At 58.8% G+C, this 13,521-nt stretch carries 15 protein-coding genes; 7 read left to right on the top strand and 8 right to left on the bottom strand.

The window, feature by feature from the left end; translation table 11 throughout:
* Positions 1-57: 57 nt before the first annotated feature.
* Entirely contained in the window at positions 58-708 is a 651-nt protein-coding gene (locus C7123_RS07675; RefSeq protein WP_069174630.1) for an NAD(P)-dependent oxidoreductase, read from the top strand.
* A gap of 102 nt (positions 709-810) precedes the next feature.
* On the opposite strand, the gene C7123_RS07670 is transcribed toward C7123_RS07675, so the two are convergent.
* From C7123_RS07670 to C7123_RS07660, 3 genes are read right to left on the bottom strand one after another with little or no spacing between them, the layout of a single operon-like run.
* Positions 811-1,533, bottom strand: coding sequence for a DUF6064 family protein (locus C7123_RS07670; protein ID WP_069174629.1), 723 nt, complete (start codon positions 1,531-1,533; stop codon positions 811-813).
* Between the two features lie 6 nt (positions 1,534-1,539).
* A complete protein-coding gene (locus tag C7123_RS07665; protein ID WP_037980702.1) occupies positions 1,540-2,031 on the bottom strand; it encodes a threonine/serine exporter family protein in 492 nt (163 codons plus the stop codon).
* A gap of 2 nt (positions 2,032-2,033) precedes the next feature.
* Positions 2,034-2,804, bottom strand: coding sequence for a threonine/serine exporter family protein (locus tag C7123_RS07660; protein WP_037980558.1), 771 nt, complete (start codon positions 2,802-2,804; stop codon positions 2,034-2,036).
* 164 nt (positions 2,805-2,968) lie between these two features.
* Between C7123_RS07660 and C7123_RS07655 the strand changes: the two genes are divergently transcribed.
* The 6 genes from C7123_RS07655 (at position 2,969) to miaA (ending at position 9,162) form a co-directional block, all read left to right on the top strand.
* A complete protein-coding gene (locus C7123_RS07655; RefSeq protein ID WP_069174628.1) occupies positions 2,969-3,706 on the top strand; it encodes a hypothetical protein in 738 nt (245 codons plus the stop codon).
* A 538-nt stretch (positions 3,707-4,244) separates the two neighbouring features.
* Positions 4,245-5,279, top strand: a complete 1,035-nt coding sequence (lpxD, locus tag C7123_RS07650; protein ID WP_069174627.1) for a UDP-3-O-(3-hydroxymyristoyl)glucosamine N-acyltransferase — start codon at positions 4,245-4,247, stop codon at positions 5,277-5,279.
* A gap of 35 nt (positions 5,280-5,314) precedes the next feature.
* Entirely contained in the window at positions 5,315-6,700 is a 1,386-nt protein-coding gene (locus C7123_RS07645; RefSeq protein WP_037980566.1) for a bifunctional UDP-3-O-[3-hydroxymyristoyl] N-acetylglucosamine deacetylase/3-hydroxyacyl-ACP dehydratase, read from the top strand.
* A gap of 6 nt (positions 6,701-6,706) precedes the next feature.
* Complete coding sequence (lpxA, locus tag C7123_RS07640; RefSeq protein WP_037995945.1) at positions 6,707-7,489, top strand: acyl-ACP--UDP-N-acetylglucosamine O-acyltransferase; 783 nt, start codon at positions 6,707-6,709, stop codon at positions 7,487-7,489.
* A gap of 99 nt (positions 7,490-7,588) precedes the next feature.
* Complete coding sequence (locus C7123_RS07635; RefSeq protein ID WP_069174626.1) at positions 7,589-8,170, top strand: IS1096 element passenger TnpR family protein; 582 nt, start codon at positions 7,589-7,591, stop codon at positions 8,168-8,170.
* Positions 8,171-8,250: 80 nt separating this feature from the next.
* Positions 8,251-9,162, top strand: coding sequence for a tRNA (adenosine(37)-N6)-dimethylallyltransferase MiaA (gene miaA / locus C7123_RS07630; protein WP_069174625.1), 912 nt, complete (start codon positions 8,251-8,253; stop codon positions 9,160-9,162).
* Between the two features lie 611 nt (positions 9,163-9,773).
* On the opposite strand, the gene C7123_RS07625 is transcribed toward miaA, so the two are convergent.
* Genes C7123_RS07625 through C7123_RS07605 form a run of 5 tightly spaced genes read right to left on the bottom strand, consistent with a single transcriptional unit; the run spans position 9,774 to position 13,481 of the window.
* Complete coding sequence (locus C7123_RS07625) at positions 9,774-10,619, bottom strand: aldo/keto reductase (RefSeq protein ID WP_069174624.1); 846 nt, start codon at positions 10,617-10,619, stop codon at positions 9,774-9,776.
* A gap of 55 nt (positions 10,620-10,674) precedes the next feature.
* A complete protein-coding gene (rsxA, locus tag C7123_RS07620) occupies positions 10,675-11,247 on the bottom strand; it encodes an electron transport complex subunit RsxA (RefSeq protein WP_037980584.1) in 573 nt (190 codons plus the stop codon).
* A 12-nt stretch (positions 11,248-11,259) separates the two neighbouring features.
* Entirely contained in the window at positions 11,260-11,841 is a 582-nt protein-coding gene (locus tag C7123_RS07615) for an RnfABCDGE type electron transport complex subunit E (RefSeq protein ID WP_037980587.1), read from the bottom strand.
* An 11-nt stretch (positions 11,842-11,852) separates the two neighbouring features.
* On the bottom strand, positions 11,853-12,521 hold the full coding sequence (locus tag C7123_RS07610) for an RnfABCDGE type electron transport complex subunit G (RefSeq protein ID WP_037986705.1): 669 nt from the start codon (positions 12,519-12,521) through the stop codon (positions 11,853-11,855).
* Positions 12,522-12,524: 3 nt separating this feature from the next.
* Positions 12,525-13,481: an RnfABCDGE type electron transport complex subunit D gene (locus C7123_RS07605; protein WP_038012296.1), complete on the bottom strand. Its 957-nt coding sequence runs from the start codon at positions 13,479-13,481 to the stop codon at positions 12,525-12,527.
* Positions 13,482-13,521: the final 40 nt, after the last annotated feature.

Here is a 13,521-nt window from a genome sequence, read left to right as displayed (position 1 = left end):
CGCCAATCAGAGGCTCAGACACAGTAACCCTATAAAAAGAGAAAGGATAACCAGATTATGGCAAATGTGATTTTAATCGGAGCGACGGGATTCGTTGGATCGGCCGTCCTCAACGAACTGGTAGAGCGCGGCCACCACGTGACGGCGGTCGTACGTAACGCTGCCAAGCTCTCTAAGAGCTCCCAAGTAGAGGCAGCAGAAGCTGACGTAGCCGATGTGGAGAAGGTGGCCGACCTAGCACGTGGCAAGGACGCCATTATCTCAGCCTACAATCCCGGATGGGCTAACCCCGACATCAAACGGCTGATCGAGACGAACTATCCGCGCATCCTCGAAGCAGCGAAGCGGAGCGGTGTGCCCCAACTGATCATTGTCGGCGGCGCTGGTACCCTCTTCGTTAAGCCGGGGCTGCGCGTGGTGGACTCCGGCGCCATCCCTGCCGAGATCATGGATGGTGTGCGCCCCCTCGGCGACTTCTACCTGAACACGCTCACCCGTGAAACGGACATCGACTGGGTCTTCTTTTCTCCCGCCGGTGAGTTCGACGCTGAGGGGAGCAAGACGGGTAAGTATCGCCTTGGCCAGGACGACTTGATCGTGGACGCTACGGGCAAGAGTCACATCTCCGTACGCGATTACGCAGCCGCCCTCGTCGATGAGCTCGAGCACCCCGCACATCACCGCACCCGCTTCACCATTGGCTACTGACATCACCAACATCTATCGGAGAGGCAACACCAAAGATCCGATGGCGTAGGGATTTTCCCCCTCTTACGCCACCGGATCTTTCTCGTTTCCGCCTATACACTGCTACAAGAAGAAGGCATTCGCCATCGTGACCAGCAGTAGCGTGGCCAGACCGATGCAGACGGCGATGAGTAGGGCGTTGATGTATTTCGCATCTGGCTTGGTGGCTCGATAGGGGTCGGTCAGGTAGCGCTCCTTGAAGAAGAGATACAGCCCCGGGATGGCTGTGGCCACCAGCACAAAGTCCTCGGGGATATGAAAAGATCCGGCCTTCGTCAACCCGATCAGGGCCCAGTGACAGAGCAGCAACACAAGAAAGAGGTTCACCCGACGGACGAAGAAGAGTAGCAGTCCGATGGTGAAGACCGACACGGAGCAAGGCATCACGGGCGAGGTGACCATCGGGAAGGTGAGCCCGCGCGCCAGCGAAATCAGCGGATAGACGAAGGACATGGTCAGCAGCACGCAGGCCACAAGGTCATATTTGCGCGACCGCTCGAAGGTGGTGTAGCCCGTGGCCAGATCCCACACCCAGATGGCCGCCAATAGCGCCCAGTAAAGCGCCATCACCTCGTTATAGTCACGCTCGCGGCAGCAGACAAAGTAGTAGACCACGGCCACCCACAGATAGATCGCGGCCAAGTAGACCTTCATCGCCCACTTGACCCACGGGGCGGGACGCCGTACCAGCAGCACCGTCAGGCAGATACCCACAAGGATAAGGATCAGCTGACCGGCCCAAGTGGAGGCATTGTAATAGGCTATCGTGCGCCAGAATGTTTCCATAAGGCTTCAATGGCGCGTTAAGGAGAAGGCTCGACCGGGGAAGAGGAACATGGGGAAGGTGGCGCCGACGGCCAGCAAGAAGATGACCGTGACGGTGATCATCCCATTGGAGAAGAACATCTCCATGTAGCGCCTGAGTCCTTCGGGATCGTTAACCCGCTGGAGGCACATGATGAGCGAGAAGACCATGTTGTAAGCGTATCGTCCGGGGATCATCGGCAGCAGGGCGGGGATGTAGAGCACCGTCATGGGGCAGTAGACCTTCTTGCCAAGCCACAGACTGCCGAAGCCAATGAGGAACGCCGCCGCCAGTGAGGCTGTGGCGATGTCTATCCCCGCATAGGTCATCAGGCAGAAGCGACACGTATGGCCCACCGCGGCCAGCAGGGCAATCATTTTGAAGGCCTTCAGGGGCGGATCGGAGATGGCCCCGAAGCCGATGCCGGCCACGGCTGCAAAGAGGGCGTCGGAGAGGATGTCGAGGGTGATCGTCAGCATATTCACAGCAGGCTACTCTTGACTAAAAGCAGGGTGAAAGAGAGTCCGATGGCGATGTTGACGATCAGCAGCGCGGCCTCTGTGAGGCGTGCGAAGCCCGTCAGGACGTGCCCCTCGACGACGTCGATCACGCCATTGATGAGCGGTACGCCCGGCACCAAGTAGAGCACGCTTGTGGCCAGGGCGATGTCAGACGTGGTGCTGAAGATGAGCGACGTGGAGGCACAGAGCGAGGCCACGAAGGCGGAGACAATGAAGGTGACATAGGGGTTGATGCCCCGCTGTTGCATCCGTTGCTTGAGGTAGAAGCCGGTCAAGGTGGACGAGAAGACGATGCCCATCGAGACCGCATCACCGCCGAAGAGTCGGCAGAACGAGGCGTTGGCAAAGCCCACCAACAGCAGCACAAACAGCGGATGGATCATGGGCGCCGAGACGATGCGTGTGTACTCCGCCCACAGCTCATCGAGCGATAGGTGGCGGTCCGCCGCGGCCCAACTCAGGGCACTCAAGGAGGCGTTGTGCTCGAAGCTGATCGGGTGCGGGGGCACCTCCACCACCCGGTTGCTTTGCTCCGAGGTGGTGCGGTCGATCACTGTCAGAATGATGTGTTTGTGAAGGATGCTCATCTTCACGTCCGCCTCAAAAGAGCTGCCGATGCGCTTCGAGTTGCGCATGACACGCGACGTGTGTACCCCCGCCGCCATCAGGTGTGAGGCGTATTCGGCGATGAAATCGCAAAGCGACGAGAGGCTTTCTTGGGTGTGAGTCATACGGATTGCTATGCTGATCAAATTCTTCCGACCGCAAAAGTACAGCCCCCGCCTCCACCCTCTACTCTCCACCCTCTACCCTCTACTCTCCCCACCAATCGGGATTGCCCAGAAGCAGCCACAGTGCGTCCTTTGCAGTCGAAACATCAACCCCATAAACCGCAATGAACAAGAGACTGCACAACCTTTCACTGGCCGCGCTGCTGGCCCTCCTGCTCCTCCTCCCCGCCGTCACGAAGGCGCACACGATGTGGATCGATACACCCTTCGAGGGGCACATCGGACAACCGCAAACCGTCCGCATCTTCTTCGGTGAGTTCTCCTTGAGGATGATCTCCCCCGCCGACCGCTGGTTTTCGGACATCGCCAACTGTCGCCTCACCCTCCTCGCCCCCGACGGCACGCGTATCCCACTCGAGAAGGCCCCCACCGACAGCTGTTACACGGCCTCGTTCACCCCAACCACCGACGGTTGGTACCTGCTCTACTTCGAGCACACCGTCCGCGACCTCTACGAGGGCATGCGCATCACCTACGGCGCCCAATCCTGGGTGCGCGTCGGTCACCCTGACGGGTCGCCCACCGTGGCCTCACCCTTCAGCCACGGCCAACTCTTCCTGCCGCCTGCTGAGCCTTTCCGACTCGACCGACCCGCCGCTGTCACCCTCACCGAGGGCGGCCAACTCGCCCCCTCACGCCGCCTCACCCTAACCTCCGACAAGGGTTGGCGCAAGAACCTCCGCAGCGATGCCACGACGGCCATCGCCTCCACGCCCCTCCTCTTCCCCGCCGATTACCTCTTCGAGTGGACCGACAATCCGCCCATCACAGACCCCGCCCAACGCATCTCAACCGACCATCAATCGGACTACATCACCCTCAACTACTTCTTCCGGCCCTGAAGGGGCGCTTCGGAGAGCCATTCGGGGTATCGCACAGCCCCACGCAGGAGGCTCTTGGCCCGAAATGGATCAAGAATCATAACTCGAAAGGTTGTGAGTTACGATTCCTACCAGGCCTAATCACCCCATCGCAAATGGTTTATTATCCTTTCTAGGAATCATAATCCTTGTGCATTCGAATAACGATCTTCAAATAGCGATATTCAATCATGCACAAAAGGATTACGATGCTTGTGGAATATAATAAACCATTCGCCAAAGGATTATGATTTTCGCAAGAGAAAATAAAGCATTTGTGATTGGATCACGATATCTAGCAAAGAATCATAAACCATGAACAATCCAATTACGATCCACGCAAAGGATAATAAGCCGAATGCACGTGACTTATTATTCTTAGCAAGCATAACGGCCGACGAGTGCTCGAGAGGCTATTCCGACCTTATTGTCACGCTCCCCAATAAATCGAAAACAGGTATCAGATTAAAAACAGCGTCTACCTTTGGGGCCGGTAATAATAAAGAACGTAAGACACGGAATGGAGTTTACAGCTAAACAGATAGCTGAGTTCCTCAACGGAACGATCGAGGGCGATGTGACAGCTAAAGTGAATGGCTTCTCAAAGATCGAGGAAGGGAAACCGGGTACCCTCACCTTCCTTGCCAACCCCAAATACGAACATTATATATATGGCACGAAGGCGGCCATCGTTCTGGTCAACGATGACTTCCATCCCTCGGCGCCCATAGAGTCCACCCTGCTGCGTGTGCCTAACGCCTACGCCGCGCTGGCCTCGCTGCTCCACTTTGTGGAACAGACCCAGACGCAAAAAGAGGGCATCGACCCCTCGTCCTTCATCGCCCCTTCGGCCCGGGTGGGCGCGGGCGGCTATGTGGGGCACTTCGCTTACATCGGTGAGCATAGCGTCATCGGCCGCGGCTGCCGCATCTATCCGCACGCTTACATCGGCGACAATGTCCAGATCGGTGACGACACGATCGTCTATCCGCACGTCACCATCTACAACGGCTGCGTCGTCGGATCCCGCTGCATCCTGCATGCAGGCGCCGTCGTCGGCTCGGACGGCTTCGGGTTCGCACCCGAAAACGGGACCTACCGCAAGATCCCACAGTTGGGCAACGTGGTCATTGAGGACGAAGTCGAAGTGGGCGCCAACACCACCATCGATCGCGCCGTGATGGAGTCCACCACCATCCATCGGGGCGTCAAGCTGGACAACCTGATTCAGATCGCACACAACGTACAGATCGGCGAGAATACCGTCATGGCCTCGCAAGTCGGTGTGTCAGGATCGACGAAGGTGGGCCGTCATTGCATGATCGGCGGGCAAGTCGGCCTGGGTGGGCACATCCACATCGGCGACGGCACCCAGATCGGCGCCCAATCGGGCATCATCAGCAACATCGACGCCGGATCGCGCGTCATGGGCTCACCCGCCATGCCCCTCAAGACCTTCTTCCGATCCAGCATCACCCTGCGCAAACTGCCAGACATGTACCTCGAGATCGACCGCCTGCGTAAGGAGGTCGAAGAGCTGAAAAAGAGATTATGAACCCCCATTAAATAACGATCATACACCCACACATCATGCAAAAGCAAAAGACACTCGCGTCCGAATTTTCACTGCAAGGCAAAGGCCTGCATACGGGCCTCGACATACACATCACCTTCAAACCCGCCCCTGAAAATCACGGCTACCAAATCCGACGCACCGACTTGGAGGGTGCACCCATCGTCGAAGCACTGGCTGAGAACGTGATCAACACCCAGCGTGGCACCGTGGTGGGAAAGAAGGACGTGCAGATCAGCACCATCGAACACGCTATGGCTGCGCTCTATGCCTGGGAAGTGGACAACTGCCTGATCGAAGTCGACGCCCCCGAATTCCCCATCCTTGACGGCAGCGCACACCCCTTCTCCGAGGGCATCCGTAGCGTGGGCCTCACGGAGCAAAACGCCCCCCGAGACTACTATATCGTGCGCCACAAAATGGAAGTCAAGGACGAGAAGACCGGCTCGTCGCTCACCATCCTGCCCGACGACCGGTTCAGCATGAACGTGCTGATCGACTTCGATTCGCCTGTCCTCTCCAACCAATACGCCACCCTCTCTGACCTCAGTCAGTTCGCTGACGAGATAGCGGCCTCACGCACCTTTGTCTTTGTTCGTGAGATCGAAATGCTCCTCCAAAACGGACTCATCAAGGGCGGCGACCTCGATAACGCCATCGTCATCTACGACCGCGAAATGCCGCAGGCAGAGCTCGATCGCATCGCTGACGAACTGGGTCTGCCGCACAAAAGCGTCTGCGAATTGGGCTACGTAAACAACAAGCCTCTGGCCTACGCCAACGAGCCCGCACGCCACAAACTGCTCGACGTGATTGGCGACCTCGCCCTCATCGGCAAACCCATCAAGGGCCACATCATCGCTACCCGACCGGGCCATAAGATCAACAACCAGCTGGCGCAGGTGATCCGCAAAGACATCAAGCTGAATAGCATCCAAGCCCCCGTCTACGACCCGAACCGCGAGCCGCTGATGGACATCAACCGTATCCGCGAGCTCCTGCCCCACCGTTACCCCTTCCTCTTGGTCGACAAGATCATCGAGATCGGCGGTGACTACATCGTGGGCATCAAAAACGTGAGCGTCAACGAACCCTTCTTCCAGGGCCACTTCCCACAGGAGCCGATCATGCCAGGCGTCTTGCTCGTCGAGGCTATGGCACAAACGGGTGGGCTCTTGGTGCTGAACTCCGTCGACGAACCGGAGCGTTACTCGACGTATTTCATGAAGATCGACGGCGTCAAGTTCCGCCAGAAAGTTGTCCCCGGTGATACACTCATCTTCCGCCTCCAGCTCATATCGCCCATCCGACGCGGCATCTCCACGATGAAGGGCTACGTCTTCGTCGGCGAGAAGGTGGTGTGTGAGGCAGAGTTCATGGCCCAAATCGTCAAAAACAAGTAAGCCGACATGCACGCACCCACAGCCGTCATCCACCCCGAAGCCCGCATTGGCCAAGGCGTGACCATCGATCCCTTCGCATACATCGAGCGCGACGTCGTCATTGGCGACGGATGTCACATCTACCCCCACGCCGTCATCCTCAACGGTGCACGCATCGGCCGTGACTGCCGCATCTTCCCCGGAGCCGTTATCTCTGGCATCCCCCAAGACCTGAAGTTTGCGGGCGAAGACACCACCGCCGAGATTGGCGACCGCACCACCATCCGCGAATGCGTCACCATCAACCGTGGCACCGCCTCGAAAGGCCGCACCGTGGTGGGCAGCGACTGCCTGATCATGGCCTATTCGCACGTGGCACACGACTGCGTCGTACACAACCATGTGATCATCGGCAACGCCTCACAGATCGCTGGCGAGGTGGAGATCGACGACTTTGCCATCCTCAGCGGCAGCGTCCTTGTGCACCAGTTCACGCGCATCTCACAGCACGTGATGATCCAAGGTGGATCACGCGTTGGCAAAGACATCCCCCCCTACACGCTGATCGGTCGCGACCCGATCGTCTACTGCGGCATCAACATCGTTGGCCTACGTCGGCGCGGCTTCTCCAATCAGCAGGTCTACCTCATTCAGGACATCTATCGCACCCTCTACACCCGCGGCCTCAACAACACCGACGCCTTGCAGGCCATCGAAACCGAGTACGAGCCCGGTGCGGAGCGCGACCTGATCCTTAACTTCATCAAGCATTCCAAACGCGGCATCGTCCGCGGCTCCATCGATGAATAGAGGGTAGAGGGTAGAGCCGGGTACATGAGGCGACTCTCTATTCTCCAACCTCTACCCCCTACTCTCTATTCTCTACCCTCCACTCTCTACCCTCTAACTATGGTTTACCGATTCCTACTTGTTTCTGACGAAGTCGAAGACTTCAAGCGCGAGATACAAATCGACGCCGAGGCCACCTTCCTCGACCTCCATCAAGCCATCCTCCAGGCTGTCGACTTCCAGCCCGTGGAGATGAGCAGCTTCTTCATCTGCGACGACGACTGGACACGCCGCACCGAGATCACCCTCGTCGACATGGGCGCACCCACCGACGCCGACACGTGCCTCATGGAAGACACACGGCTCGAGGAGCTTCTCGAAGACGAGCACCAGCGACTCATCTACGTCTTCGACTACATGTTCGACCGCGCCTTCTACATGGAGCTTCGCGAGATCATCACCGGACGCACCCTCCAGGAGGCCGTCTGCACACGCTCTGTCGGCGATCCGCCCGAGCAAGCCTTCACCGAAGAAGAGCTCGAAAAAGATCTCGGTAAGACGCTCACCCCAACCGTCTCCGCCACCGGCGAAGACTTCTACGGCGACTCCGAGTATGACGACGACGAACTCGATCGCGAGGGCATGGGCGGCTTTGAGGATGGCGATAGCGTCGGCCTCTCCGACTTAGAAGAGCGCTATTGAGCCGCCTCTACCGGTACCCGGCCAAGTTGGCCGGCGTCCCTGACGCCCTCGCGAACAGGATAACCTCCCCACTTTACCCATTGACAACGACGACGCCCCCCACCCTCCTCGTCCTGCTCGGCCCCACCGGCGTGGGCAAGACGGCGCTCAGCCTGCGACTGGCCGAACGCCTCGGCAGCCCCATCCTCTCGGCCGACTCCCGACAGATCTATCGCGGCATGCCCATCGGCACCGCCGCCCCCACAGCCGACGAACGCGCCCGCGTCACGCACTACTTTGTCGACCTCCTCGACCTCGCCGAACCGTACAGCGCCGCACGCTATGAAACGGACGCCCTCGCGCTCCTTACGACCCTTTTCACGACCCACGCCACCGTCCTCCTCACCGGCGGATCGATGATGTACATCGACGCCGTCTGTCAGGGCATCGACGACATCCCCACCGTACCCACCGACATCCGTGCCGCCGTCCTGGCGGACTATGGGCACCTCGGACTCGACGCCCTGCTCGACGAGCTCCGACAGGCCGACCCCGTGCACTTCGCCGAAGTCGACCGCCGCAACCCGCGTCGTGTCATCCACGCCGTCGAGATCTGCCGTACCGCCGGCCGCCCCTACTCCGACTTCCGCACGCGTACCGTCAAAGTGCGCCCCTTCCGCATCCTCAAGATCGGGCTCGTCCGCCCGCGCGAAGAGCTCTTCCGTCGCATCGACGCCCGCGTCGACCAAATGATGGCCGACGGCCTCCTCCGCGAGGCCCGCGCCCTCTACCCCCAGCGTCACCTCAACGCCCTCAACACAGTCGGTTACAAGGAGCTTTTTCAGCACTTCGACGGCCAGCTTTCGCTCGACGAGGCCGTGGCCCGCATCAAGCGCAACACCCGCGTCTACGCCCGCAAACAGCAGACCTGGTTCCGCCGCGACCCGTCCATCACCTGGTTCCACCCCGACGACACGGCGCACATCCTCCGTTTCCTCGACGAGGTGCTCTGACATCTAATACTCCAGAAACCCACCCTGATTCTGTACCGAAACCGTTCGGGAATGATTCAGAAACACCGATTCTACGCTGATACCGTTCGGAAATGCTCCAGAAACACCGATTCTACGCTGATACCGTTCGGAAATGCTCCAGAAACACCGATTCTACGCTGAAACCGTTCGGGAATGATTCAGAAACACCGATTCTACGCTGAAACCGCGCGGGAATGCTTCAGAAACACCGATTCTGTACCGAAACCGTTCGGGAATGCTCCAGAAACACCGACTCTATGCTGAAACCGTTCGGGAATGCTCCAGAAACACCGATTCTACACTGATACCACGCGGGAATGCTCCAGAAACACCGACTCTATGCTGAAACCGTTCGGGAATGCTTCAGAAACACCGATTCTGCGCTGAAACTGCGCGGGAGAATACGCCCGCACGTAAAAAAGGCACCCCCACACACGGTGGAGGTGCCTTTTTCTTGACGCGCAACCCCTGGAAATGACGGAGCGTCACACGACGGCCGGAGAATCTTTCGGGGAACCCGTCCCCAGGCTATCGGTCAGGATACGGTATGAGCTCCTATTGCTTGCTACACGTATCCAAACAGCTTCTCACTATAGGCTACGCCAGCCCATGAACATCTTCACGGTCTCCGGGTCGTTGTGATCGAAGAAGAGACTGTGAGCGGTGTCGAGCCGTTCGATGCGTGCCATCTCGTCTGGCGTGAGCTTAAAGTCGTAGATCTGGAAGTTCTCCGCCATGCGTTCGCGGCGCACAGATTTGGGAATGATGATTACGCCGCGCTGTGTGAGGTAACGCAGGGCGACTTGTACCACGCTCCGGCCGTGCGCCTGGCCGATCTCTGCCAACGTGGGGTTGGTGAAGAGGCCATTGCGTCCCTCAGCCAGTGGGCCCCATGACATGATCTTGGTGTCGAACTCGTCCATGTACTTCTTGGCGCGGATCTGCTGATAGAAGACGTGTGTCTCCACTTGATTTACGGCCGGCACTACCTCCACGTTGCTGGCGAGGTCGATGAAGTGGTTCGGCTGGAAATTGCTCACGCCTATGGCGCGCAGCTTGCCCGCGTGATAGGCCTCCTCGAGGGCGCGGTAAGCGCCATAATAGTCGCAGAAGGGCTGGTGAAGCAGCATGAGGTCGATGTAATCCGTTTGTAAGCACTTCAGACTGTCATCGATGCTGGCTCGGGCACGCTCGTAGCCATAGTTGCTGATCCACACTTTGCTGACGATAAAGACCTCGTCGCGCTTGAGGCCGCTCTTCTTGACGGCCGCGCCCACACCCTCCTCGTTACGGTAGGCCTGCGCCGTATCCACCATGCGGTAGCCCACGCTGAGGGCGTCGCTCACGCAGCGTTCGGCTTCGGCCGGTTCCACCTGATACACGCCGTAGCCCAGCTGCGGCATCTTTACTCCATTATTCAATGTGATGGTTTCCATTTCTTCTTTTACTCCTTTCTATTCTATGTCTATGCCTATTTGCATCGCAATCGCGTCACACGATGCCGGAGAAGCCCATGAAGGCCATGGCCAGCAGGCCGGCGGTGAGGAGCGCGATGGGGATGCCTTTCATCGCCGCGGGGACGTTCAGGCGCGAGAGCTGCTCGCGGATGCCGGCGAAGATGATGAGCGAAAGCGCGAAACCGATGGCTGTCGAAAAGGCGAAGACGATGGACTGCGGCAGGTTGTAATCCTTCTGAATAACGAGGATGGCGACGCCAAGGATGGCGCAGTTGGTCGTGATCAGCGGTAGGAAGACGCCGAGGGCTTGGTAGAGCGCGGGGGAGACTTTCTTGAGGATGATCTCCACCATCTGCACCAAGGCGGCGATGATGAGGATGAAGACGATGGTCTGTAGGTAGGCCAACCCGAAGGCGTCGAGGATGTATTTCTGGATCAAGAAGGTGACGATCGTGGAGATGGTGAGGACGAACGTCACGGCCATGCCCATGCCCATCGCTGTGTCGATCTTTTTCGACACGCCCAGGAAGGGGCAGATGCCGAGGAATTGCGACAGGACGATGTTGTTGACAAAGACGGCGGCGATGAAAATGATGATGTATTCCATAAGGGCGGGGGGTTATTTCTTCAGTTTATTGACGATGGCGATAAGGTAGCCCAGGGCGATGAAGGCGCCGGGGGCAAGGACGAAGAGCAGGGCGCCGTAGTGCTCGGGGAAGAGGGTGAGCGAGAAGGCGCGGCCGGTGCCGAGGAGCTCGCGGCAGGTGCCGAGCAGGGTGAGGGCGAGGGTGAAGCCGACGCCAATACCGATGCCGTCGCAAGCAGAGGCTACGACGCCGTTTTTCGAGGCGAAGGCTTCGGCGCGACCGAGCACGATGCAGTTCACCACGATCAGCGGGATGAAGAGACCGAGGCTCTTGTAGAGTTCTGGCATGTAGGCCTGCATGCACATCTGGAGGATGGTCACGAAGGAGGCGATAACGACGACGTAGACGGGGATGCGCACCTCGTCAGGCACGAGCTTCTTGATGGCCGAGATGGCGGCGTTGGAACAGATGAGCACGAAGGCGGTGGCCAGGCCCATGCTCATGCCGTTGATGGCCGAGGAGGTGGTGGCCAGCGTGGGGCACATGCCCAGGAGGAGGGCGAAGGTGGGATTCTCGGTGATCATCCCATTCTTGATGACTTTGAGGTAGTTCATAGTCCGGGGGGTTATTTGCTGTGAGACGTTGAGGCGGTCGAATCGGCAGCCGTTTGTTGGGTGGCGCCAGAGGCACCGTCGGCTTTGGCGTCGCCCTTGCTAGCACCTTGTGCGTAGGCGGCATAGGCGCGGTTGATGGCGTCGAGGAAGGCGCGTGAGGAGATGGTGGCGGCCGTGATGGCGTCTACTTCGCCGCCGTCTTTCGAGACTTTCAGCGCGCCGCCCTTCATGTCGCGTCCGAGGACGCTCTGCTTGCCTTTATCCGTGCGGAACCACTCCTCCATCTTCGATCCGAGGCCGGGGGTCTCGTTGTGCTCGAGCACGGAGTAGTTGACGATCTTCTGGTCCGCGTCGAAGCCGACCATGATGCGGATCTCGCCGCCGAAGCCCTTCTTGGTGTTCGTCTCTACGGCGGCACCGACCAGCTTGCCGCCCTTCTTGGCGGGATAGATGGTGAGCGAATCGCCGTCGGCTGTGGCGGCCCTGTATTGTTCGGCCGAGGGGTCGTTGTCGAACTCGGGCGCCACCTTCTTAATGGCTTCTTGCAGGGCGGCTGCTTTGGCGGCGGCGATTTTATCCTCGGTCAGCTTGTTGGCTACGGCCAGCGCGGTGCCTGCGATGAGGCAGAAGCACGTGAGCGACGCCAGAATGGTGATGAATGTGGATTTGATTTTTTCCATCGTTTATCTGCCTCCGAAATGTTTGGGTTTGATGTAGGTGTTGATCAGCGGCGTGAGGCCGTTCCAGATCAGAATGGAGAAGGACATGCCCTCGGGGTAGGATCCGAAGATGCGGATGAGCACGGTCAGGAGGCCGATGCCCGCGCCATAGATCAGCGAGCCGCGCTTGGTCATGGGCGAGGTCACATAGTCGGTGGCCATGAAGACGGCGCCGAGCATGAGTCCGCCGGAGGTGAGATGGATCAGCGGGTTGTTGACTTCGGTCGGGTTGAAGAGGTACATGATGGTGGTGAACACAGCCACGGTGCCGATGATGGCCACGGGGATGTGCCACGTGATGATACGCCGATAGAGCAGGTAGGCAAAGCCCAGGAGCAGCGCCACCTCACTCATCTCACCGAGGCTACCGCCGGTCAGTCCGATGGCTGACGGGCCGAAGCCGGCAATGTCTTTCGTGAAATGGATCAACGAGAGCGTCGTGGCACCGGTCTGCGCGTCGGTGTAAGTCAGGGGGAAGACGCCGGCCACGGGCCACGTCGTCATCTGTGCTGGGAAGGAGATGAGCAGGAAGACACGCCCCACGAGCGCGGGGTTGAAGATGTTGTTGCCCAATCCGCCGAACGACATCTTGCCGACGCCGATGGCAAAGAGTGCGCCCAGGATGACGATCCACGCGGGCAGGTTGGACGGCAGGTTGAACGCCAGCAAGACGCCCGTGAGGATGGCCGAGCCGTCGGCAATGGTGGGCTCGCGCTTGAAGAGGTACTTCTGAATGAGATACTCGAAGATGACGCACGAGGCGACGGATACGAGCGTCACGACGAGTGCGCCCAACCCGAAGCAGTAAAGCGACACGAGGAAGGCCGGCACCAGTGCGATAAGCACGCCGTACATGTTTTTGCTTATCGAATCGCCCCCATGAATGTGTGGCGACGGAGAGATGATCAGTTTGGAGTCCATGTTATCCGGTTATTGTCTGTTCATACATTAAAACTAAGTC

The sequence above is a fragment of the Tannerella serpentiformis genome (assembly GCF_003033925.1).
Classification (GTDB): domain Bacteria; phylum Bacteroidota; class Bacteroidia; order Bacteroidales; family Tannerellaceae; genus Tannerella; species Tannerella serpentiformis.
This window is presented reverse-complemented; position numbering and strand designations above follow the sequence as displayed.

Bases quoted from the DNA above. Each gene is read 5' to 3' on its own strand.
- C7123_RS07675 (WP_069174630.1), top strand. From the start codon at position 58: ATGGCAAATGTGATTTTAATCGGAGCGACGGGATTCGTTGGATCGGCC.
- C7123_RS07670 (WP_069174629.1), bottom strand. From the start codon at position 1,533: ATGGAAACATTCTGGCGCACGATAGCCTATTACAATGCCTCCACTTGG.
- C7123_RS07665 (WP_037980702.1), bottom strand. From the start codon at position 2,031: ATGCTGACGATCACCCTCGACATCCTCTCCGACGCCCTCTTTGCAGCC.
- C7123_RS07660 (WP_037980558.1), bottom strand. From the start codon at position 2,804: ATGACTCACACCCAAGAAAGCCTCTCGTCGCTTTGCGATTTCATCGCC.
- C7123_RS07655 (WP_069174628.1), top strand. From the start codon at position 2,969: ATGAACAAGAGACTGCACAACCTTTCACTGGCCGCGCTGCTGGCCCTC.
- lpxD (WP_069174627.1), top strand. From the start codon at position 4,245: ATGGAGTTTACAGCTAAACAGATAGCTGAGTTCCTCAACGGAACGATC.
- C7123_RS07645 (WP_037980566.1), top strand. From the start codon at position 5,315: ATGCAAAAGCAAAAGACACTCGCGTCCGAATTTTCACTGCAAGGCAAA.
- lpxA (WP_037995945.1), top strand. From the start codon at position 6,707: ATGCACGCACCCACAGCCGTCATCCACCCCGAAGCCCGCATTGGCCAA.
- C7123_RS07635 (WP_069174626.1), top strand. From the start codon at position 7,589: ATGGTTTACCGATTCCTACTTGTTTCTGACGAAGTCGAAGACTTCAAG.
- C7123_RS07625 (WP_069174624.1), bottom strand. From the start codon at position 10,619: ATGGAAACCATCACATTGAATAATGGAGTAAAGATGCCGCAGCTGGGC.
- rsxA (WP_037980584.1), bottom strand. From the start codon at position 11,247: ATGGAATACATCATCATTTTCATCGCCGCCGTCTTTGTCAACAACATC.
- C7123_RS07615 (WP_037980587.1), bottom strand. From the start codon at position 11,841: ATGAACTACCTCAAAGTCATCAAGAATGGGATGATCACCGAGAATCCC.
- C7123_RS07610 (WP_037986705.1), bottom strand. From the start codon at position 12,521: ATGGAAAAAATCAAATCCACATTCATCACCATTCTGGCGTCGCTCACG.
- C7123_RS07605 (WP_038012296.1), bottom strand. From the start codon at position 13,481: ATGGACTCCAAACTGATCATCTCTCCGTCGCCACACATTCATGGGGGC.